Origin of the sequence: Bacillus sp. FJAT-29814, from assembly GCF_001510715.1 — a bacterium.
GTDB lineage: Bacteria > Bacillota > Bacilli > Bacillales > Cytobacillaceae > Neobacillus.
The window spans coordinates 260,763-282,017 of the sequence record NZ_LMTJ01000003.1 but is presented as its reverse complement, the minus strand read 5'-3'; the positions used below and the strand labels follow the sequence as shown (position 1 = coordinate 282,017).

Genomic DNA, 21,255 nt, shown 5'->3' with positions numbered 1-21,255 from the left:
AAAAAACTGACTCGATTGTATATGTTTTTGTTTAGAAAGTTTGAGGAGCAGCTATTATAGAGCTGCCCCTCCATTTCTAAAAGTTAATTATTGGTCAAAGCCTCTGCACAAATTTGCCATCTCAATGGCCGTTGTCGCTGCCTCCCAGCCCTTATTGCCGGCCTTTGTTCCAGCCCGCTCAATGGCCTGCTCGATGGAATCGGTTGTCAGGACACCAAAGGTAACAGGAATGCCGCTATTTAATCCCGCTGCGGCAACACCTTTTGCCGCTTCATTGCAAACATAGTCAAAATGCGGAGTGGAACCGCGGATGACCGCACCCAGCGTGATGACCGCATCATATTTTTTGCTATTTGCCATTTTTTGAGCAATTAGCGGAATTTCAAAAGCACCTGGAACCCAGGCGACGTCAACATCAGCTTCACTTACTCCATGTCTTCGCAGCGCATCCTCGGCACCGCTCAATAATTTTCCGGTAATAAACTCATTAAAGCGCCCGACAACAATACCGATTTTAAGACCTGATCCTACCAAATTTCCTTCATAAATATGTCCCATGTTCGATTCCTCCAAATAATTTAATAATGTAAAAGGTGACCAAGCTTATCGTGTTTCGTACGTAAGTAACGTTCGTTTTCCGCTTTCATTTCCATTTGCAGCGGCACCCGCTCTACAACCTCGAGGTCATAGCCTTTCAAACCCTTGATTTTGCGCGGATTATTGGTTAACAGCATCATTTTTTTAATGCCAAGGTCCTTCAGGATTTGGGCACCGATGCCATATTCCCGCAAGTCGGCGCCAAAGCCGAGTTTTTCGTTTGCTTCAACCGTATCGTAGCCCTGTTCTTGCAGTTTGTAGGCGCGCAATTTATTCAGCAGCCCAATGCCACGGCCCTCCTGCCGCATATAGAGCAGCACCCCATTGCCCGCCTGCTCGATTTGATTCAATGCCGCATGCAGCTGCGGGCCGCAGTCACAGCGATAGGAGCCAAATACATCCCCGGTTAGGCATTCCGAATGGACACGAACCAAAATCGGCCGTTCTGGGTCGATTTCCCCCTTCACTAGCGCAACATGCTCCTTGTCATCAACGAGATTCGAATATCCAAATGCCCTAAATTCGCCAAATTCTGTCGGCAGCTTAATTTCGACTTCACGCTTGACCAATTTGTCCTTTTTGTTCCGATATTCAATTAAATCTTTAATGGTAATCATTTTGAGATTTAGTTTGTCGGCAATTTTTCTAAGTTCGGGAACACGGGCCATCGTGCCGTCCTCATTCATGATTTCGCAAATGACTCCCGCTGGCTTCGCCCCGCACAGCTTTGCCAAGTCGACTGCCGCTTCGGTATGTCCCGTTCTTCTTAAGACCCCGCCCTTTTTGGCGACCAGCGGAAAAATATGACCCGGCCGTTTAAAATCAGCCCCTTTGGCATCTGAGTCCAGCATGCTCAAAACGGTTGCAGATCGTTCGTATGCCGAAATCCCCGTTGTGGAAAATTTGTGGTCAATACTTACTGTAAAAGCTGTCCCATGCGGATCAGTGTTTTTCGAGACCATAGGGATTAAATCGAGTTTTTGCGCCAGCTCTTCCTCGATCGGAACACAGACAAGTCCCCGCCCATGGGTCACCATTAGGTTAATCACTTCCGGGGAAGCATTTTCAGCCAACGCCACAAAATCCCCTTCGTTTTCTCTATCCTCGTCATCACACACGATTACAACTTTCCCTTGTTTTAACTCATCAAGGGCAACCTCAATGGTATCAAACATGATGCATCACTCCTTTTTTATTTAATAAAAACCATTCTCCTCTAAAAAACTCGCGGTAATTCCGGATTTTGACTTCTGCTCGTTACTTGATTGATTTTTCAAAAAATGGCCGACATATTTGCCAATCATGTCGCATTCCAGGTTAACGATGTCCCCTTGACCCTTCTGCCCTAATACTGTTTCCGACAACGTATGGGGAATCAGCGACAATGTAAAACTGTTGTCCGAAACTCCGAATACCGTCAGGCTTGTCCCGTCTACGGCAATCGATCCCCGTAGGATCACGTATTGCAATAGCTCTTGGGCAGTTTCTATTTCATAATACACAGCGTTCTCGTGTGCTTCCTTCCTCTTGATAATTCCAGTGCCATCGATATGACCACTGACAAAATGACCGCCAAACCTGCCGCCGGCTGCCATCGCACGCTCCAGATTCACTTTGGATCCGCGGGTCAATGACTGTAAACTCGTTGCCTTAACGGTTTCAGGCATTACATCAACGGCAAAACGATTACCTGTGAAAGACGTCACTGTCAAGCACACCCCATTCACGGCGATGCTGTCACCAAGATGCACATCCTCCAAGATTTTCTTGGCCCCAATTGTCAAAACAAATGATTTCCCCGTTCGCTGAATAGTTGCGATTTCACCAATTTCTTCAATAATTCCGGTAAACATACACCTTCTCCTAACTTGGTTCCGCTATAATTCTGATGTCATTGCCAATCATGTCCACTTGCCGTATTGTCAAATCGACGGCCTCAGCTATATTGGCAATCCCTTCGCCGCCATATGAAGTCGGAGCACCCTTCCCGCCAATCAGCTTCGGGGCGACATAGGTAATAATTTGCTGGAAAGCTCTTTCTTTTAAAAAACTGCCATGCACTTCAGCGCCGCCTTCAACAAAGAGAGTACAAATCCCTCGCTGGCCTAGCGCTTTCAACATCGCCTTGATAGAAATTTGTCTGGTGTCCATTTTTAATATGTGAATCCCTGATTTGCGAAATGCCGCCTCGCGGTTTGCATCCACTTCCGCTCCGGTAATGATCCAAGTAGGAGCTTGATTATCTGTTATCACATTTGCGTCAAGCGGTGTCCGTAATTTGGTATCGAGGATAATGCGGATCGGATTTCTCCCGCCTGCTGGCAGTCGCGTTGTTAAGGACGGATTATCTTTAAGAACCGTATTAACTCCCACTAATATCGCATCATGACGATGGCGGAATTGATGGACATCTGCCCGCGCTGCTTCTCCGGTGATCCACATGCTCTCTCCAGTAACCGTCGCAGTTTTCCCGTCCAAGCTAACGGCCGATTTCAAAGTGACGTACGGTAGTCCGGTCCTGACGTTATAAAAAAAGACCTTGTTTAACTCCCTGGCTTCCTCTTGAAGCAATCCCACCTCCACTTCAATTCCGGCACGCTTCATCCGCTCGATTCCCTGCCCGCCCACTTGCGGGTTAGGGTCTGTCGTAGCTACGAAGACCTTTTTGATCCCCGTTTTGATGACCAAATCCGAGCATGGCGGAGTCCTGCCAAAATGGCTGCATGGCTCGAGTGTGACATAAAGGGTTGCACCTTTTGCCTTATCACCGGCCATATGAAGCGCGTGTACCTCCGCATGAGGTTCGCCGGCTTTTAGATGGGCCCCCATCCCGATGATTTGATTGTCCTTTACAACTACTGCCCCGACTACAGGATTGGGCGTGGTTTGTCCCAATGTTCCTCTGGCAAGGTTTAACGCCAAGTTCATGTAGTGTTTATCATCCATCTTTAGTTCTCCTTTAAACGAAAAAACCCCTGAAGATTATTCCTTCAGGGGTCAGAAAATGGCAATAGGAAATTAAGGCTTAAAAATGGACAATTTTTGCCCAGTCTTAAACCTGCATTTTTCCTTCTCCCATCCAGACTTTAACTGTCGGCTCCGGAATTTCACCAGATCCACCGTTTAACCAAAGGTTAACCGGGTCACGGACTAAGAAGCTAAAGCTTCATCACCGCCGGTTCGGAATTTCACCTGACCCCGAAGGAATTCGTATTAAACTATACTTTTATGGTATTATACCCTACTTATTAATAGATAGGAAATTTATTGCCCATAAATAACAAAAAGAAGAGGCACCCCTCTCCTTAACTGTTGTTTCCAAGATTTACTTATATACTTTTACAGGCAGATAAATTTCAAGATGAAGTTCTCCATTGGTATTATGCGGTTTATCCTTGTAAATTTCGAGGCTTAAAGCATTTTGGTCATGATCATAACCGTATTCCTGCATCCACTTGAACAATTGAAGATATGTATTTTCAACCTCTTCGGGTTTACCCAGGTAGGTAGTAAATACATAATTCTTTGGTGGAATCGTGAAACCTACCATGCCAGCAGGGACCCGCTCGATTTTTTCAACAGGCGCAGTTACATAATAGGTGAATTCTGTCTCCCGGCTATGAAATGGGGCAATTAGCACTGGTTCTTCCGCCTTATATGGAATTTCCTCCAGCCGTTCCTCCAATTCCGTAAACATGCGGGGAATCGTGCTCATCTGAGAATACGTACCATTCCAACTAATACCTACTACCTTTAGGCTATCCTTCTCTACTACTTTTATATCCAAGTAAAGCCCCCCTTTTGTATTATCTTATTTCTATTATTCTCACAATATCCGCAAATTCCTGCTAAAAAATTTCGACTTTTTCAAAATTTATTATTCTGGTAAAACTTGGAACAAAATCCCATTTTTATGCAGTTGGATAAATTAAGTAAACAAAAGGGCATATGGTTTATTTTGGAAGCCTTTTAGAAAAAATTGCTTCCCAGCGGCTCCAAGGGAGAAGGTTTTTCAGAATAATAATTGCTTTTACTCCTTTTCCTATTGGATAGCGAAGCTTCGGCCTCTTCATTATTGAAACCTCGGCAATTTTCTTTGCCACGTCACGCGGGTCACCGAACTGCTCATTCCCCGATTCAATATAGTTTTCTAAGTTCCTCATAAAGTCATAGTAAGGAGAATCCGCGGAAGAACTCGTTACTTGTTTGCCAGATGTCCAAATATTGGTCTGGTAGGATCCAGGCTCGATTAACGCAACATCAACGCCAAAAGGCATCAATTCCAAGCGGAGGCTTTCACTCCACCCTTCAAGTGCATGCTTGGAGGCCACATATGGCGATAACCCCGGGAACGCTATGATTCCGCTGATGCTGCTTACATTAATAATTTTTCCTTGCCTTTGCCTGCGCATAAACGGTAGCACAGCCTTGGTGACAGCAATTACGCCGAAAACATTTGTTTCAAATTGCTTTCTATATTCATCCACTGGCAATTCTTCGACAAACCCTCCCGCTGCATAGCCGGCATTATTAACCAAAACATCGACCCTGTTGAGCGATTCCAGCAGTGGGGTTAATTTTTTTATAGAGGTTTCCGAGGTGACATCGAGTTCGTGGATGATGATCCTTTGTTCCAGGCCCTGCAATTTAGCTTCGTTTAATAGTCCCTGACTTTTACCTGGATTCCGCATTGTGGCCACCACTTTGAATCCTTTACGGGCCAGCTCTAGTGTTGTAAGCAGGCCGAATCCACTCGAAGCCCCGGTCACAATCGCAATCTGTTCGTTCATAATAGCCGCCTCCTTTCTTTATATTATAGTAGTTTTAAGGTGACCGAGGATATATTTTGGATTTGCGCGGATATATTTGATTTATCGCAGATATATTTTGGTTTTGCGCAGATATATTTGATTTATCGCAGATATATTCTCGGTTAGCGCAGATATCCGTCGAAACATCGCAGATATAATTTTCGCGGAACCTCTATCCTTAAAATTGTCACAAAAAGTTGATAAAATCCTACAAATTTCGGCAGGATTCTCTAACTAAAATTAGAATTTTATCAGCAAACAAAAAAGGAGTGATTCATTTGATCATTAAAAAGCGGTACATTCCTCTAATTATTCTTATTTTGGAGGCGTTATTACGGAGACTTGTAAAAAATCATCCGAAGCGGCCAATTATTATGGAAGATTTGGAGAAATGGCGGTCAGGATTTTGGGGCGAAGAGTCCATTGACTTCTATTTGGGCGCCCTCCCAGAAAAAGATTACCACATTTTCCACGACCTAAACTTTCAAGACGGAGATTTTCACCATCAAATTGACACCTTCCTTTTATCACCTCAACGCGGATTTATCATTGACGTAAAAAACTACACAGCTAAAATTTACATCGACACAGACACCGAACAATTAGTTCAAAAAATAGAAGATCGGGAAAAACCTTATCCTTATCCGATTGCGCAGGTGGAGAGACATCAGAGATTTATAAGTAAGCTGTTGGCCCAATATAATTTTCCTGCCATCCCCATTGAATACCTTGTTGTCTTCAGTAATCCCAATGCAATTCTCCATTTTACCGGTAGAAATTCTTACAAGGTCCAGCAGCATATATGCAAATCTCCGAGCCTATTCAATAAAATTAAGACCTTTGAAAATCTTTACAAGACAGAAATCCTCTCACCGAAGGATCTCCGCAGGTTAAGCAAATTGCTTTTAAAACTCAATACACATCCAACTATCGCCATCCTCGATAGATATGGAATTCAAAAGAGGGAATTGCTGGTCGGGATCCATTGCCCGGTCTGCAATCATCTTCCCATTCAACGCAAGGATAAAAATTGGTTTTGCCCCTCTTGTGATGATTACGTGAAAGAAAATGCTTTGGTCCCTGCTTTGCAAGATTATTTTTTGTTGATTGGGTCAACCATAACTAACAAGCAGTTCCGTGAGTTCGCTCGGGTTGATTCACCGGATGTCGCGAATAGATTGCTTCGTTCTGCAAATCTAAGTTCCTCAGGTTCGAATAAAGGGCGCATCTATTTTCCTAATCAAGTTCCTTGGAAAAACGAATAAAATGTACGTTCGCGGATATTTTCAATTTTCCGCGGATAAAATGATTTTTTCGCGGATATATTTATTTTATCGCGGATATCTGCCAGAACATCGCGGATATTCTTCGAAACATCGCGGATATATTTGAGTGGCCAAAAATTTTAACCATTGAACACACCTTTTTAATCAATTCTTTAAGAAAATCACCATTTCAGACCCAGAAATCCTATTTGAGGACACAACAAAACCCAAAATTACTCCTTTTTAGAAAAGCCCGGCCCAAATTGTGGACACAAATAAGCCACTAACCCAATCTTAGTAGCAAATATGCCACTGGGTCCACAATACTCACGCTAAAAGGCCGCTCACCCATAGGTGAACGGCCAAAATTGAAGAAAACAGACTTCCTTGAGTAGAGTCTGTTTCATTCATAGTCTTAAGATTCTTTACGGACATTTACTGCCTGCGGCCCGCGCTGGCCATTTTCAATGTCAAAGCTGACCTCTTGACCTTCTTCCAGAGATTTGTATCCTTCGCCTTGAATGGCGGAGAAATGGACGAAAACATCTTCGCCACCCTCACGTTCAATAAAGCCAAACCCTTTTTCGCTGTTAAACCATTTTACTTTTCCGCGTTCCATTTCGTTGTAGCCTCCCACAAATAAATAAGCTTTTAAAAAAAGCTTATTTATAGGTTTTCCGGCGACGGCTGCTTTTATTCAAAAAAATTATTATTCGCTTAAAACCCATTTCCGGATTGCCTGGGCCACGCCATCCTCTTCATTTGTTGCGGTAACCCAGTCTGCCGCTTTCTTCAACGTCTCCTGGGCATTCCCCATTGCGACACCAATTCCCGCTTCCATGATCATCGCTAAATCATTCAAGCTGTCTCCTACGGCCATTACATTTTTCATTTCAATGCCAAGGCGGTCGCAGACGAGTTGAAGTCCCTTCGCTTTACTGATGCCAATTGGGTTTACTTCAATATTGTATGGCATAGAGTTCGTTAATTCAAATTCACCTTTTGCCTTAAGCTCGTGAAGAATTAATTCTCTTGTGGCATCGTCATGAACGTTAAAACCGAATTTCAGCCAGTCGACATTATGTAAATCCTCCGGTATTTCATTATGCCAATTTCGCTCGGTGTTGATTGCCCAAAAAGTTGCTTCGTGCTGCTTGGCCAGCTCCAGCATCCATTCGATATGGTCTGATTTTAGCAAATTACGCTCTACCAGTTCGCACTTTTCATCCCAGATTTCACTGCCATTAACCGTCACTAAGTATGATGCCAGTCCCAGTTCATCGGCATGCGGCCGGCAGTTTTGAAGAGACCGCCCAGTGCTTAGCACTACATGAACCCCCTTCTCCTGCGCTTCCTTGATCGCTTGTCGATTACCATCGGAAATTTCATGTTGATTATTTAACAATGTTCCATCCATATCTAGTGCGATTAGCTTGATTACAATATCTTCTTTCAATTGTTTCCATTCTCCCTTCAGACGAAATACTACATATAAGGTTACCATTTTTAATCGAAAAGAGCCAAAATACAAAACTTAGTTGACATAATATATTTATAGGTATTTATCAAAAAATAAACCCTGCGAAACGGGTCGCAAGGTTATATCTATTTATTGCTGAAATTGTACGCGGTGAAGGTTGGCAAATATACCTCCCTGTTCTATCAATTCATCATGGGCCCCCTCTTCGGCAATGCCGTCCTCTGTTATGACGACAATCCGGTCAGCATTGCGGATGGTGGCCAAACGATGGGCAATGATTAACGTCGTCCGATTCTGGGCCAGCTCATTCAATGCCTCTTGGATCACCTTTTCTGTCTCGGTATCCAGTGCCGATGTGGCTTCATCTAGAATTAAAATCGGCGGGTTTTTCAAGAACATTCGGGCAATTGCCAGCCGTTGCTTTTGGCCGCCTGACAGCTTTAGCCCCCGCTCGCCGATTTCCGTTTCGTAGCCATCCGGCAAGGAGGCAATAAATTGTTCAAGATGGGCGCGGCGGGCTGCATCATAAATCTCCTCATCAGTAGCATTCCGTTTTCCGTAAGCAATATTTTCCCTGATGGTTCCGGTAAACAGAAATACATCCTGTTGGACGATCCCAATTTGCGAGCGCAATGATTTTTTCGTCATGTCCCGAAGATCAAGTCCGTCAATCGTAATCGCGCCGCTAGTAACATCATAAAACCTTGGGATCAGTGAGCAAATCGTGGTCTTGCCGGCACCCGAAGGACCAACAAAGGCCACCGTCTCCCCAGCACAAATTTCCAAATTAATCTCTTCTAGGACTGCTTTATGCCGGTCATAACGGAAAGACACGTCATGAAAGACAATATTACCGTTTAACGAAGCAACCTCCACGGCATCCTTTGTATCTTGGATCTCAGGCTCAGAATCAATCAATTCAATGAACCTCTTAAATCCGGCCATCCCCTTTGGATACAATTCCATAATCGCACTGATTTTGTCGATCGGTTTAACCAAGACATTCACATAAAGGACAAAACCGACTAACTCACCATACGAAAGCTGACCAGTAAAACTGAGCCATGCCCCGTAAACCAACACAATAATCGTAATCATTCTGGTCATCATGTAAATTCCAGACAGGCTAAACGACATGACGCGATAACCGCCCAGTTTCGCAGCGCGATATCGTTGGTTGTTTTTCCTAAACCTGGAAATCTCAAAATCTTCATTTGTAAAAGATTGCACAACTCGGCTGCCGGAGACACTATCCTCTACGCGTGCATTAACGTCGGCAATACTCGCATACATATTGGACCAGGCCTTATTCATTTTCAAATTGCAAAGAACAACAAGTACGATTAACAGCGGTAGAATTAATAGAATGGAAAGCGCTAGTTTGACATTAATGGTAAACATAATCCAAAATGCACCAATGAACGTCATAATGGCGATAAACACATCTTCCGGTCCGTGATGGGCCAGCTCGCCCAAGTCAAACAAATCATTGGTGATTCGGCTCATGATATGCCCAGTTTTCGTATTATCGAAAAAGCGGAATGACTGCTTTTGGACATGTTCAAACAATTCCTGCCGCATATCTGTTTCAATATTGATGCCAAGTTTATGTCCCCAATAATTCACAACAAACTGTAAAAAGGTACTTATTAAATATAATGAAAACAGCCCAATGCTGACCGAGACAATCGCCGGCCAGTCACTCTCTGGCAGGAGGTCATCAATAAACCATTGGACCGCAAGCGGAAACGCCAATTCTAAGACTGCCACCACCACGGCACTGCTAAAATCGAGGATGAACAGCTTTTTATGCGGCTTATAATAAGAAAAGAAACGGCGAATCATGAAAAATCCCCTTTGTCTGAAGTCCTAATAATTGGATTATATGAAAAAGCGCGCAGCTTTTTCAACAATTTTGAATCTTTTAAAAAACAAAAGAAAACACTTGAACCGGAGTCCAAATGTTTTCGTAACATTAATGATGGTGATGGTGGCCCATGGCAGGATTGGTAATGACCCATTCTTCCTGGGGAACCTGGAAGTATTGGATCCAAATATTTTCCAAGTATTCATTGCCTTTTTCAATGATGAAATCAATCTCCTTATCGGATGAGACCACAGTATCATTTTCGGTTGGAGTATCAAGCATCAAGTCATAATGGGCATGATCGCCGTGTACGTTTGTCACGTAAACTCTAAACAACTTTCCTTGTGCTTCCTCCTGCGCAAGCATTTCCTTCAACGCTTTTGCTGCACTTCTATTAACTTTTACTTTCATGGCTGTTCCTTCTTTCTGCGAAAATCGGGTGTAAACCCATACCTATATTAAAATAGACAAATTTCTTAAAAATTACCAGCTTTTTTAATCATTTTCTATTCTGCGACCACATCACTTGGTTTTCCGCTTGCGTTTACGCCGAACTTGCTGAAACACGATGAAGGCGATATAAAGCGGGACGGCGACGTAAATAAAGTAAGGATAGCGCTCTCTTGTTAAACTTAGGTAAATTGCATAAGCCAAAAAGGCTGTGACAATAATGCCGTATTTTGGGAGCGGAATTTCCTTCAAGCTTGGTATTTTAATTGTACTGACCATTAAGAAACAAATGGCAAAAAATGAGACGGGCAGAATGAACGAAGGCATTTTTCCGTGAAACAGCGTTAATAGGGTTAACAATCCGCCGCCGGCAGTAATCGGGACCCCGGTAAAATATTTAAGTGACGATTTGACCGCATTAATATTGAAGCGGGCCAGCCGATAGGCACCGAACAGCGGAAACAGCCCGGCAATCGCCATCCCGAAAATGCCAAAGTTTGAAAAATAGGAATAATAGGCCATCATTGCCGGGGCAACTCCAAAGGTAACAACGTCGGCAAGCGAGTCTAATTCTTTACCTAGTTCACTTTGCACGCGGAGGATCCTGGCAATCCGCCCGTCCATACTGTCGAGCATCATCCCGATTAAAATGAGGATGGCGGCATTTTTATAGTCTCCCTGTGCAGAATACATGATCGACAAAAAGCCGAAAAATAAATTAAACAGCGTAAATAAATTTGGAATACTGTTCTTAATAATATGTATCACTCCATTTTCCAATTACCCTTATAAATATATGCTTTTCATAAACAATTCCATAATAGGTTCCCCATAAATCATAACACTTTTTATGTTTAGAAAGATATATTTTTAACAATCGAGGGCAATCCCATGTTATAAAGGATTGCCCATTATGTTCCAATTTAAGATGCAGTTGATTTATTTTCTGCCTTGTTAGGTTGTTTATCTTTTGATAAAAACCAGCCAGCTGCCGCGATCCCAACAAGAACAAGATAAAAGCTTAGCTTCCACTCTGTAGAGTGGGCAAATTCCTCGCTAAGGATTGACAGCGCTGGATGTGATAAAGTATAGACAGCAAGCTTGACGCCCACCCATCCAACGATCGCAAAGGCGGCAACTTCCAAACCAGGCTTTTTTTCAAGCAGCTGGACGAACATGTTTGCCGCAAAACGCATAATCACGAGGCCGATGATTCCGCCGGCGAAAATGACCAGGAATTTACCGCCGTCGAGTCCTCCGATATTTGGTAGCGGCGTATTCGGAAGAACCACGGCCATTGCCACTGCTGCGAGGATGGAGTCGACTGCAAAAGCAATATCTGCTAATTCAACTTTAAATACCGTACTCCAAAAGCCTCCTGCTTTTTTTACTTCTGTTGTTTTTAGCTCGTTTTTCCCTTTCACGAATAGCTTTCGGAAAATATGATTTCCAGCCATGAATAATAAATAAATGGCGCCGATTGCCTGAACCTGCCATACACCGACAAGAAAGGAAATGGCAAATAGCGAGGCAAAGCGGAACACAAACGCTCCCGCCAACCCATAAAATAATGCCTTCTTTCGTTCCTCTTCCGGCAGGTGTTTAACCATAATCGCCATAACCAGTGCATTATCCGCAGCGAGAAGACCCTCTAGTGCCACCAATACCAGTAAAACCCAGCCATATTCCAATAATAGTGCGAAATCCATGAATGTTTCCTCCTTAATAGTACGGTTTTTAAAAAATATTCCTCTCGCCATACAAATAGGCCTTTACCGATTACAGTAAAGGCCAAAATAAACACAGAAAAGACCTTTACCTGTAAAGTAAAGGTCTTGCTAACAACGTTAAAGTTGCCAACAAAGCCGGAGGAAGAATCCTCGAAATGACGACTTTATTGTAGCAGCTACTCCCCTTTAAAAAGGAACTATTTTGTTACTAATAGAATATTATCATCTAAGCCAGATGTCAATATTAGTTTTAAAGATTTAGAAATTTTATTTTTCGTTGAAACAGGCATACTAAAAAGGAAACTGCTGTACGAAAAAGGAAGTGGCATTCTTTGGAGGACCAAAAAAAGAAAAAATCTCATTTTCCCTTTCGGTTAAATTTGCTTTTTTTTAGCGTGTTTTTATTATTCTCCGTTCTAATTTTGCGCCTTGGTTTTGTTCAGATTGTTTACGGGGAGAACTTTAAGCGGGACCTGGAACGTAAGGAAGATGTGACGGTGAGCAATCCGGTGCCGCGAGGAGTCATGTTTGACCGTGACCTGAGAGTGGTCGTAAACAATGTTCCGGTTAGGGCGATCACGTTTACAAATGAAGGCTTTACGACTAAAGAAATGCTTGAAACCGCAGAGAAATTAGCCCAGCTGATTGATAAAAAAACCGATAAAGTAACAGAAATGGATAAGCGTCATTTTTGGATCATGAAGAACCCCAAACTTGCCGAATCCAAAATTACGAAAGAAGAAAGGCAATTATACATAGCTAAAGAATTAACGGACAGTGAACTTTATAAATTAAAGCGTGACCGAATTACCCCAGAAGAATTAGCGACATTTACTGACGAGGACCTTGAAGTGATGGCGATATTCAAGGAATTTACCAGCGGCTATAAATTCACCTCGCAAATAGTTAAAAACGAAGATGTCACAGATGAGGAAGTTGCCATCGTCAGTGAAAATCTTCAATCCCTGCCCGGTGTTGATACCACCACGGATTGGGAACGGGCCTATCCATATGAACATACTTTACGCTCTATTCTTGGCAAGGTAACCAAATCGGAAGAGGGCCTACCCGCTGCTCAATTAGATTATTATTTGGCGAGAGGCTACAGCCGCAATGACCGGGTTGGCAAAAGCCAGCTGGAACTGCAGTATGAGGAAGTATTAAGAGGCTATAAGTCTAAAGTGAAAAATATCACCGATAAAACTGGGAATGTTATTGAAACAATGCCTGTTACCAGTGGCCAGAAAGGTAAAGACCTTATCCTGACATTGGATATGGAGTTACAAAAAGTGGTTGATCAGATTATTGAGGATGAGCTTTGGTCAGCGAAACGTTTGTCAGGAACAGCGTTAACCGACCGCGCCTATGTTGTGCTAATGGAGCCTTTTACTGGAGAGGTATTGGCAATGTCGGGGAAAAAAATTGTCAAAGACCGGGCGACAGGAAAACCAGTGATGGAGGACGATGCCCTTGGCACCTTTACCACCACCTATAATGTGGGCTCAACTGTGAAGGGGGCAACCATTTTAACCGGCTATAAGACAGCTGCCATCTCTCCAGGGATGGTCTTTGATGATAGCGGTATTAAGATAAAAGATACAAAGGTAAAAAAATCCTATGCTTATTTGGGAAGATTGAATGAAATCGATGCCTTAAAGAAATCCTCCAACGTGTACATGTTCCATACAGCAATCAGAATTGGAAATGGACGTTATGAATACGATAAGCCGCTCAATTTTAACAATAATGCCTTTGAAATTATCAGAAACCATTTTGCGTCATTTGGTCTTGGAACAAGAACGGGCATCGACCTACCTAATGAACAAGCCGGTTTTAAAGGCCAAAGCCGGCTTCCAGGTTATTTGCTTGATCTAGCCATTGGACAGTATGATACCTATTCCGCTATGCAACTGGCCCAATATATATCCACGATTGCTAATGGGGGCCATCGAATGCAGCCCCATGTGGTTAAGGAAATTCGCAATCCTTCCGATGATTCTGGGCATTTGGGACCTGTAACACAAGAGATTCATCCCGTCGTCCTAAATACGATTGATGTCAAAAAGGAATGGATCAACCGAGTCAAGAAAGGCTTTAAAAAGGTGATGCAAGAGCCGGGCGGAACTGCCTATAAACATTTTAGAGATGTTTCCTACGCCCCGGCTGGAAAAACTGGAACGGCCGAAGCCTTTTATGATGGCCCGGAGCGGCACAGATTTGGCAAAGAGCCCCCTTCTGTCATAAATCTCAGCCTGGTTAGCTATGCACCTAGCAAAAACCCGGAGGTGGCTATGGCCGTATTAGTTCCCTGGGCCTATCAAGGAGACAATAACAACCAGCTGAATTTTAAAATCGGCCGGAGAGTGATGGATACTTACTTTCAATTAAGGAACCAATAAAGGGTGCCGATTGGCACCCTTATTCTTTATTTATCACCGATTTTACCGCCTGTTGAATTTCGGCATAGCCAGTACAACGGCAAATATTAGATTCAAGCCACTCTTTGATTTTGGCATCATCGGCATCAGGATGGTGCTGGATTAATGAGCGGCAATTCATAATAAACCCGGGAGTGCAATAGCCGCATTGAAAGGCGAAGTTCTCAACAAAGGCATGTTGGATTGGCTCTCCCTTCACCCCCTCTACCGTTGTTACTTCCTTTCCTACTGCCTCTACCGCTAACATTAAGCACGATTTCATTGGCCAACCATCTACATTTACTGTACACGCCCCGCAATCCCCGTTCAAACAACCTGGCTTGGCACCGGTCAGACCCAGTTTACCCCGGAGCGCATATAACAGTGTGTCAGCAAACCTGACATTTACAACATGTTGTTCCCCATTAATGTGTAAGGTTAATGACTGTAAGGCCAAGTCGCAACGCTCCTCTCATTATGCGTTTATCCCATCTAGTTCGGCCAAAATGTCGTTTAATAGATTTTGCAAAACAAACAATCGATAATCGGCTGACCCCTCAATATCATTCAAAATCGGCTCCGGAAGCACGGTTAATGCAGCAGACACCCTATTTACGACTGACAAGTCATCCCTGTTTATGGCGGCTTCCATCTGGTTGGAACGGAACGGAAACGGACATAGCCCGCTGATGGCAATACGTATTTCCCCGCTGATTTTTAGGGCGGCCACCGTAATTAACGGATAACCAGTCTCCCATTGCTGGCGACGCTTGATGCTAATGAACGGGGCATCGACAAAACGCTTTTCGGTGGCCAGTTGAACAAGGAATTCACCATTTCCTAGCTGCAGTGTATTTTGAAAAAGTTCATCGATATAGTGGACCTTAACCCCGTCCGGTCCAATGATTACAGCCTGACTGTCAGCGAGGAGAAACGGCAATACGGCCTCACGGTAAAATATTTGTCCGCAAATATTGCCGCCCAGCGTTATTTTTCCACGGGCGGTATGGTCGGCAATTTCGCTTGAGGTTTTGGTCAACAACGGGAACAAATTGGCCTCTTCGATTGCCGTCAATGTCAAGGCGCTTCCCAAAACCAAATAATCTCCGTCCAAACCCATCTCTCGACATTCAGGAATATTCTTGATATCAATTACGGCATCGGTAAAAACCAGATCAATCCTTCCAAGCGTGATCAGCTCTGTCGCACCGGAAATGTACATCGGCTGCCGGCCGGATTGTCGCAAATCTCGATAAAGCTCCACTGCCTCCTGCAAATTTTTTGGGAGGTAGTAATCAAAGTCAAAGGGAAGCATGGCGGGTTCCCCTCCTTGCTTTCCAGATTAACTCCGGAATCAGCGGCAGATTGTTTAGCGGAACACCTGCAGCAATCGACAAGGCATTACCCAAAGCCCCAGGCATTCCCATCAGGCCATGCTCGCCCATGCCCCGCGCCCCGTACGGTGAATCAAGCGCCGGTCTTTCAACAAATCCGACTAAGTAATCAGGATTTTCGCCGTACCTCAGCGGCCGATAGGTACGCAGCTGCGGGTTTAATACCCTGCCAAGCTCATCAAAATAAAATGTTTCCCGGCCAGCAAATGCCAACCCCATGCTCATGGCCCCCATCACCTGGCCAAGGGCTGCTTTTTCATTCATGACTTTGCCGGCATCCACCACACAGCAGGCCTTCAAAAGTCTGTAGGTGCAATCCCGCCGGTCAAATTCAATTTCAACTGCATAGGCTGCTGGTGTCCATTCCGGCCCAGGCTTCCCCGCTCCGGTCTCCGGGTCAAGATGGGTCAAATGCCGCAATACAAAATTGCCCCGGCCGATGATTTGTCCACCAATCGTATTGCCGTTCGGATATTTATACCCATAGCCTACATCTTTAAAATGAAGTCCAATCGAGGGATCATCTCGCAAAAAGACGCGGCTGTCCGCCACCTCGAAATCCTCTACAGGCGCCCTTAAGGCACAAGAGGCTACCTCTTTTAGCTGGCGGATCACATCATCTGCAGCCTCCAATACAGCCCGGCCGCCCATATACGTTCCACGGCTTGCGACCGTTTTCCAATGTTCAGGTGTAGTTTGTGTGTCGACCTCCATCCGGACATGGACTTTATCCACATCCATTTTCAGCCGTTCCGCCAGTATTTGCGCCAAAATGGTTTTCGTGCCGGTCCCGATTTCGATTACACCAGACATTAGATTGATGCTTCCGTCCCGGTTGAACGTCAAAATCGCACCGGACGGGGCATCAGTGTCGATTGTGGAAGTTTTCCAGCTGCAGCTTACCCCCTTAACCCTGACGAGCCGTTCATTGATTTCTTGGATCTGCCCCTCATCCCATTTGATTAACTCTCTTACTTTTTCAATGCAACTTGGCAAATCACCCAAGTTACTGCTATTTAACTTCACTCTCGTAGGTGTTGTATCTCCTGGTCGAATGGCATTGATATAGCGCAGCTCGAGCGGGTCCATGTCTAATTTTTGAGCTAGAAGATCCATTGTCCGTTCGATGGCAAACGAAAGTTCGGAGTGGCTGAAGCCCCTGAATGGAGCGGCAAATGGGTGGTTCGTATACATGCAGTAGGAGTCGCACCACACATTATCAATGCGGTAGGGGCCGGTGCAGTCCACCGCGCCAGACCTTGTTACATCGATGGCTTTGTCAGAATAGGCCCCGCCATCCCATAAATATTGAATGAATGCCGCTTTTAGTTTTCCGTCCCGTCCTGCCCCCAATTTAACGGTGGCATCAAGTCCTATATGACAAGGGGAAGTAATGATGTCCTCTTCCCGGGTATTCCATACTTTTACTGGTCTTCCCCCTACCTCCTTCGAGGCCAAGTATGCGAGCACCTCTAGATGGACGGAGGCCTTTCCGCCGTATGCACCGCCAACGAGCGGCGTATGGACGATAATTTTGCCCATATCTTCATTAAAGTACATGGAAATCAATCGTTTGACCATAAACGGTGCCTGCGACGAGGTCATGATGATAATCTTGCCGTCAGGAGTAATCTCGGCTGTAGAACACCTGGTTTCCATGGCCGCATGGTCGGAAGGCGAGAACGAAATACTTGCTTCAACTACTGTTTCACTTTCCGCCCAGCCCTGCTCCATGTTCCCTTTGCGGATCTTGATATGTGTCGCGATATTCGTGCCTGGCACCGGATGAGAATCTTCTTCTTTTTCATATTCCCCGAGGTGGTCATGAACCAATTGTGCATCCCGCTGAAACGCCTGTGTCGGCGAATTCACCACTGGAAGCAATTCATATTGAACATGGATTAGGTCGGCGGCCGTTTTTGCCTGCGTCGGTGTATCGGCAACAACAAGTGCAACGGGCTCTCCATGATAGCGAACTTTGTCGACAGCGATTGGCGGCCTGTCGCGGATGGCCTCGCCGGTCAGCGGATAATGCTTCCCCGCTAAAATGGCTCTGACACCAGGCACCTTCCAAGCCCTTGATGTATCGATATTGACTATTTTTGCATGACCATAGGGGCTGATGACTATTTTCCCTGACAGCATCCCGGTGGATTGATAGTCATTCGTATACTTTGCCCGTCCAGTTACTTTGTCGTAAGCCTCTTTCCGGATGACACTTTTGCCTACAACCTTCAACATCTTTCCTCCTCCCCGGAAACTTGCCATCTATAAATATGAACCAATACAGAAACTCCTACCGTATTTATATGGATGAGATGGCTATTCCTAGAATGGTAATTTTCTTTAATAGTTAAAAAGACGGTGGGAAAAGATAAACCAGACAAACTACAAAACAGATGCCTTTTTCTCCTCTGAAGAGATGGAAGGAATGAATAGAATTGGAACGTAAAAGAACACTATTTATTACTGCTGTAGCATCAGGAACCATGCTAAATCCACTAAATTCCTCGATGATTGCCCTGGCACTTCACAGTATTCAAAGAGATTTTCAGCTTTCTTTTGCAACAGCGTCCTGGTTGATTTCCAGCTTTTATTTGGCAAGTGCCATAGCCCAGCCTGTTACAGGAAAAATTGGAGACATATTCGGTAGAAAAAAGACTTTTTTAATCGGTCTTGGTCTCGTCGCGCTTTCGGCATTTGGTGCCCCATTATCCAGTACGTTTCTCATCCTGCTCCTCATGAGGCTTGTTCAGTCCATCGGAAGCAGTGCGATTTATCCTTCGGGAATGGCGCTAATTCGCGAGCATATTAAAGAAAGACAAGCTTCTGCTCTTGCTGTCCTCTCCATTTTTGCATCGGCGATGGTGGCGCTCGGGCCGACCATCGGGGGCTTCCTGATTGTCTGGGGAAGCTGGCCGGCCATCTTTTGGGTGAACTTTCCGTTTGTTCTGATCAGTTTTCTCCTTGGCTGGTTTATGTTTCCTAAAGATGTTAAGCGGGACAGAGATACTGTTAAAAGATTATTCTCAAGCCTTGATTTCTGGGGAATGGGATTTTTCGCGGCCGGAATGGTACTAACTTTATGGTTTTTGTTGTCATTTGATGCAAAGGTCCATTACTTGACGGGGTTCGCAGGACTATTTTTCTTTGGGGTGTTTGTCTGGCGAGAATTAAGACTTCGAGAACCCTTTATCGATATACGGATTTTTAAAACACATCCGCAGCTAACAATGGTTTATTTGCAGTTTATTGTGTTAAATATCTTTTTTTACTGTTTATTTTTTGGTCTTCCCAGCTACTTTCAAGAGGTGTTGCGCTTAAGTGTTGAAAAAAGTGGAGTATTGATGCTGTTCATGTCGGGCGTCAGTATTTTGATTTCAACGATTGCAGGAAAGTGGATTGATAAAGCAGGAGTATACCAACCGATTATGATCGGTGCGCTTATTTCTATTATTGGCGCGACTGCGTTTACCTTCTTTTTTCCTGGGGCTTCCTATCTGGTGTTAGGAGTCATCTTGGCGCTAATGGGGTTAAGCTATGGAATTGGCAATGTCGTACTTCAAGTCGCGATGCTGAGGGAAAGCCCGAAGGAAATTGTTGGCACGACCTCGGGATTGTTTCAAACGTGTCGCTATTTAGGGTCGATTTTTTCGACCATTATCCTTGGCTTGATTTTTGGTGAAAATATTTCTTCAGAAAGTATAATTACCGTCGGGAAAGTGCTAATCTTTACGGGTGCTGTCAGTTTTTTAATGAGCCTCTGGTTTTCAAGAGGAACACTGACTTTTTTTAGAATGAAGCGTGTCTAATATTTCTTAAACTCTTCATCTTTCCTTCATAGTTTGTTCATATTTACCCTCTATGATGGGAATAGGTTCTCAGTTAGAACCCTTCAACCTCCGCCCCCTTTTATATAGATGTTGCTTGAAGCCCGGCATATGCCGGGCCTATTTTTTTAGGTATACTTCTACCAATCCCTGTCAATAACAGTAAAAAAGGTTGAAAAGCAGGTGTTATTGATTGAACGGAATTTATTTTATAAATGACCGTATCACTATTAATGGATTGTCCAAGGAAGAAAGCATCAGATTGCAAGAACATTCAATCGAGAATTTTATGAGAGAACAAAAAATCCAAGCCATCAAGCTGAATCCCAATCAATTAAATGACTATTACACCATACCGCATGCCCTTTTATATGATTTAAAAAAGGTGAAAAGTCAATTTGACTGCTTGATCCATTTTTCCCAGCAGGTAGTGGAAGATTTCATGTTTACCTATCCAGCAAAATGGCTGATTCTTAAAAGTTACTTTAAAGAAATTATTGTCATTGAAAATCAGAACGACCTGTCTGTACAAAAAATTAGCTAACAAAAAAATCCGCTTCTACCCAAGCGGATTTTTTGTTCATCGCCTATTAAAATGCTGTTTTCGCTCCCAAGTATCTCGGCTTCCAGTAGGTTGTTGCCATATCACTAATCACGACTCCGCTTGAGCTCGCATGGATAAATTTATTGTCTCCTAGGTAAATTCCAACGTGGGATGGGCCAGGAGCATACGTTTCGAAGAAGACCATATCGCCAGGATTGGGGCTTGCGACTGATTTCAGTCCTGACCATTGGGTTGCAGTGGTACGCGGAATGGCAATTCCAACTCTTTCAAATACATATCTTGTATAGCCGCTGCAATCGAATCCTGCTGGTGTATTGCCGCCCCATAGATACGGGGTTCCAATATACTTTTTCGCTTCATCGATTACCAGTTGTGCTTTTGAAATGGTTGGCGCGGTTTGTGTCCCTTTTACAATTAAATTTTGTCCGACATAAATAATATCCGAGGTTAATCGATTCAAACTCTTAATTTCAGTGACGGCTGTCCCGAACTGTTTTGATATTCCCCAAAGAGTATCACCGGCCTTTACCGTATACGTGATATTGTTCGTGGCCGGTGATGGCGCAGGCTGGGTCTCATGGCTGTGAGGCGCCAATAAAGACAGTTTTTGATTTAAATAGATTGTATCACTGGTAAGATTGTTCCATGCCTTCAAGTCAGAGACAGAGATTTTATTTACTTGCGAGATTTTCCATAAAGTGTCGCCGGCTTGGACAGTATAGATGTTTTCGTGGGCACTTGCCGCTCCTGCAAAAGAAGTAAACAGGAACCCGGTTGTTGCTGCGAATGTCAGTAGATGTTTTTTCATCGTTGGCACTCCTTCGTCGTTGATAGATTTATAATAAAGGA

Annotated in this window: 20 protein-coding genes and 1 riboswitch; of the genes, 4 read left to right on the top strand and 16 right to left on the bottom strand. The window is 44.1% G+C overall.

Annotated elements, in window-relative coordinates:
- Window positions 1–87: 87 nt before the first annotated feature.
- The 6 genes from ribE (AR334_RS09145) to AR334_RS09120 all read right to left on the bottom strand — a co-directional run bounded on the left by ribE (AR334_RS09145) (window position 88) and on the right by AR334_RS09120 (window position 5,387).
- A complete protein-coding gene (ribE, locus tag AR334_RS09145; RefSeq protein WP_066308512.1) occupies window positions 88–558 on the bottom strand; it encodes a 6,7-dimethyl-8-ribityllumazine synthase in 471 nt (156 codons plus the stop codon).
- Window positions 559–578: 20 nt separating this feature from the next.
- Window positions 579–1,772, bottom strand: a complete 1,194-nt coding sequence (locus tag AR334_RS09140; RefSeq protein ID WP_066308506.1) for a bifunctional 3,4-dihydroxy-2-butanone-4-phosphate synthase/GTP cyclohydrolase II — start codon at window positions 1,770–1,772, stop codon at window positions 579–581.
- A gap of 21 nt (window positions 1,773–1,793) precedes the next feature.
- Window positions 1,794–2,450 (bottom strand): riboflavin synthase, encoded by a 657-nt coding sequence (gene ribE / locus AR334_RS09135; protein WP_066308502.1) that lies wholly within the window; start codon window positions 2,448–2,450, stop codon window positions 1,794–1,796.
- Window positions 2,451–2,460: 10 nt separating this feature from the next.
- On the bottom strand, window positions 2,461–3,543 hold the full coding sequence (ribD, locus tag AR334_RS09130) for a bifunctional diaminohydroxyphosphoribosylaminopyrimidine deaminase/5-amino-6-(5-phosphoribosylamino)uracil reductase RibD (protein WP_066308500.1): 1,083 nt from the start codon (window positions 3,541–3,543) through the stop codon (window positions 2,461–2,463).
- 117 nt (window positions 3,544–3,660) lie between these two features.
- Window positions 3,661–3,807: riboswitch (FMN riboswitch) on the bottom strand.
- 115 nt (window positions 3,808–3,922) lie between these two features.
- The gene (locus AR334_RS09125; RefSeq protein WP_066308497.1) at window positions 3,923–4,384 is read right to left on the bottom strand and encodes a GyrI-like domain-containing protein; all 462 of its coding nucleotides are present in this window, start codon (window positions 4,382–4,384) and stop codon (window positions 3,923–3,925) included.
- 166 nt (window positions 4,385–4,550) lie between these two features.
- Complete coding sequence (locus AR334_RS09120; RefSeq protein WP_066308494.1) at window positions 4,551–5,387, bottom strand: oxidoreductase; 837 nt, start codon at window positions 5,385–5,387, stop codon at window positions 4,551–4,553.
- A gap of 299 nt (window positions 5,388–5,686) precedes the next feature.
- Between AR334_RS09120 and AR334_RS09115 the strand changes: the two genes are divergently transcribed.
- A complete protein-coding gene (locus tag AR334_RS09115) occupies window positions 5,687–6,673 on the top strand; it encodes a nuclease-related domain-containing protein (protein WP_066308490.1) in 987 nt (328 codons plus the stop codon).
- A gap of 415 nt (window positions 6,674–7,088) precedes the next feature.
- On the opposite strand, the gene AR334_RS09110 is transcribed toward AR334_RS09115, so the two are convergent.
- From AR334_RS09110 to AR334_RS09085, 6 genes are all read right to left on the bottom strand, one after another.
- Window positions 7,089–7,292, bottom strand: a complete 204-nt coding sequence (locus tag AR334_RS09110; protein ID WP_066308488.1) for a cold-shock protein — start codon at window positions 7,290–7,292, stop codon at window positions 7,089–7,091.
- Between the two features lie 90 nt (window positions 7,293–7,382).
- The gene (locus AR334_RS09105; protein ID WP_082692863.1) at window positions 7,383–8,177 is read right to left on the bottom strand and encodes a Cof-type HAD-IIB family hydrolase; all 795 of its coding nucleotides are present in this window, start codon (window positions 8,175–8,177) and stop codon (window positions 7,383–7,385) included.
- A 105-nt stretch (window positions 8,178–8,282) separates the two neighbouring features.
- Entirely contained in the window at window positions 8,283–9,998 is a 1,716-nt protein-coding gene (locus AR334_RS09100; protein ID WP_066308486.1) for an ABC transporter ATP-binding protein, read from the bottom strand.
- A 130-nt stretch (window positions 9,999–10,128) separates the two neighbouring features.
- Window positions 10,129–10,431, bottom strand: coding sequence for a heme biosynthesis protein HemY (locus AR334_RS09095; RefSeq protein WP_066308483.1), 303 nt, complete (start codon window positions 10,429–10,431; stop codon window positions 10,129–10,131).
- A 111-nt stretch (window positions 10,432–10,542) separates the two neighbouring features.
- Complete coding sequence (gene pssA, locus AR334_RS09090; RefSeq protein ID WP_082692884.1) at window positions 10,543–11,238, bottom strand: CDP-diacylglycerol--serine O-phosphatidyltransferase; 696 nt, start codon at window positions 11,236–11,238, stop codon at window positions 10,543–10,545.
- Between the two features lie 155 nt (window positions 11,239–11,393).
- The gene (locus tag AR334_RS09085) at window positions 11,394–12,179 is read right to left on the bottom strand and encodes a TerC family protein (protein ID WP_066308480.1); all 786 of its coding nucleotides are present in this window, start codon (window positions 12,177–12,179) and stop codon (window positions 11,394–11,396) included.
- A gap of 353 nt (window positions 12,180–12,532) precedes the next feature.
- Between AR334_RS09085 and AR334_RS09080 the strand changes: the two genes are divergently transcribed.
- Window positions 12,533–14,599 (top strand): penicillin-binding protein 2, encoded by a 2,067-nt coding sequence (locus tag AR334_RS09080; protein ID WP_066308478.1) that lies wholly within the window; start codon window positions 12,533–12,535, stop codon window positions 14,597–14,599.
- Window positions 14,600–14,618: 19 nt separating this feature from the next.
- Here the strand turns inward: AR334_RS09080 and AR334_RS09075 are convergent, their stop codons facing one another.
- Genes AR334_RS09075 through AR334_RS09065 form a run of 3 tightly spaced genes read right to left on the bottom strand, consistent with a single transcriptional unit; the run spans window position 14,619 to window position 18,252 of the window.
- The gene (locus AR334_RS09075) at window positions 14,619–15,074 is read right to left on the bottom strand and encodes a (2Fe-2S)-binding protein (RefSeq protein WP_066308475.1); all 456 of its coding nucleotides are present in this window, start codon (window positions 15,072–15,074) and stop codon (window positions 14,619–14,621) included.
- Window positions 15,075–15,092: 18 nt separating this feature from the next.
- Window positions 15,093–15,932, bottom strand: a complete 840-nt coding sequence (locus tag AR334_RS09070; protein WP_066308472.1) for a xanthine dehydrogenase family protein subunit M — start codon at window positions 15,930–15,932, stop codon at window positions 15,093–15,095.
- A complete protein-coding gene (locus AR334_RS09065) occupies window positions 15,919–18,252 on the bottom strand; it encodes a xanthine dehydrogenase family protein molybdopterin-binding subunit (RefSeq protein WP_066308469.1) in 2,334 nt (777 codons plus the stop codon). The genes AR334_RS09070 and AR334_RS09065 overlap by 14 nt, the downstream gene beginning before the upstream one ends.
- Window positions 18,253–18,446: 194 nt before the next feature.
- On the opposite strand from AR334_RS09065, the gene AR334_RS09060 reads away from it, so the two are divergent.
- Both AR334_RS09060 and AR334_RS09055 read left to right on the top strand, forming a co-directional pair.
- Window positions 18,447–19,823 carry an MFS transporter gene (locus tag AR334_RS09060; RefSeq protein WP_066308462.1) on the top strand — a complete coding sequence of 459 codons (1,377 nt, stop codon included), beginning with the start codon at window positions 18,447–18,449 and terminating at the stop codon, window positions 19,821–19,823.
- A gap of 211 nt (window positions 19,824–20,034) precedes the next feature.
- Window positions 20,035–20,385: a hypothetical protein gene (locus AR334_RS09055; RefSeq protein WP_066308460.1), complete on the top strand. Its 351-nt coding sequence runs from the start codon at window positions 20,035–20,037 to the stop codon at window positions 20,383–20,385.
- Window positions 20,386–20,431: 46 nt separating this feature from the next.
- On the opposite strand, the gene AR334_RS09050 is transcribed toward AR334_RS09055, so the two are convergent.
- Window positions 20,432–21,214 carry a C40 family peptidase gene (locus AR334_RS09050; RefSeq protein WP_066308455.1) on the bottom strand — a complete coding sequence of 261 codons (783 nt, stop codon included), beginning with the start codon at window positions 21,212–21,214 and terminating at the stop codon, window positions 20,432–20,434.
- Window positions 21,215–21,255: the final 41 nt, after the last annotated feature.

What these genes read in the sequence shown, in the direction of transcription:
- AR334_RS09065 (WP_066308469.1), bottom strand. Translation starts at nt 18,252, where the DNA reads ATGTTGAAGGTTGTAGGCAAAAGTGTCATCCGGAAAGAGGCTTACGAC.
- AR334_RS09110 (WP_066308488.1), bottom strand. Translation starts at nt 7,292, where the DNA reads ATGGAACGCGGAAAAGTAAAATGGTTTAACAGCGAAAAAGGGTTTGGC.
- AR334_RS09140 (WP_066308506.1), bottom strand. Translation starts at nt 1,772, where the DNA reads ATGTTTGATACCATTGAGGTTGCCCTTGATGAGTTAAAACAAGGGAAA.
- AR334_RS09070 (WP_066308472.1), bottom strand. Translation starts at nt 15,932, where the DNA reads ATGCTTCCCTTTGACTTTGATTACTACCTCCCAAAAAATTTGCAGGAG.
- ribE (WP_066308502.1), bottom strand. Translation starts at nt 2,450, where the DNA reads ATGTTTACCGGAATTATTGAAGAAATTGGTGAAATCGCAACTATTCAG.
- AR334_RS09095 (WP_066308483.1), bottom strand. Translation starts at nt 10,431, where the DNA reads ATGAAAGTAAAAGTTAATAGAAGTGCAGCAAAAGCGTTGAAGGAAATG.
- AR334_RS09050 (WP_066308455.1), bottom strand. Translation starts at nt 21,214, where the DNA reads ATGAAAAAACATCTACTGACATTCGCAGCAACAACCGGGTTCCTGTTT.
- AR334_RS09085 (WP_066308480.1), bottom strand. Translation starts at nt 12,179, where the DNA reads ATGGATTTCGCACTATTATTGGAATATGGCTGGGTTTTACTGGTATTG.
- ribD (WP_066308500.1), bottom strand. Translation starts at nt 3,543, where the DNA reads ATGGATGATAAACACTACATGAACTTGGCGTTAAACCTTGCCAGAGGA.
- AR334_RS09100 (WP_066308486.1), bottom strand. Translation starts at nt 9,998, where the DNA reads ATGATTCGCCGTTTCTTTTCTTATTATAAGCCGCATAAAAAGCTGTTC.
- ribE (WP_066308512.1), bottom strand. Translation starts at nt 558, where the DNA reads ATGGGACATATTTATGAAGGAAATTTGGTAGGATCAGGTCTTAAAATC.
- AR334_RS09105 (WP_082692863.1), bottom strand. Translation starts at nt 8,177, where the DNA reads ATGGTAACCTTATATGTAGTATTTCGTCTGAAGGGAGAATGGAAACAA.
- AR334_RS09120 (WP_066308494.1), bottom strand. Translation starts at nt 5,387, where the DNA reads ATGAACGAACAGATTGCGATTGTGACCGGGGCTTCGAGTGGATTCGGC.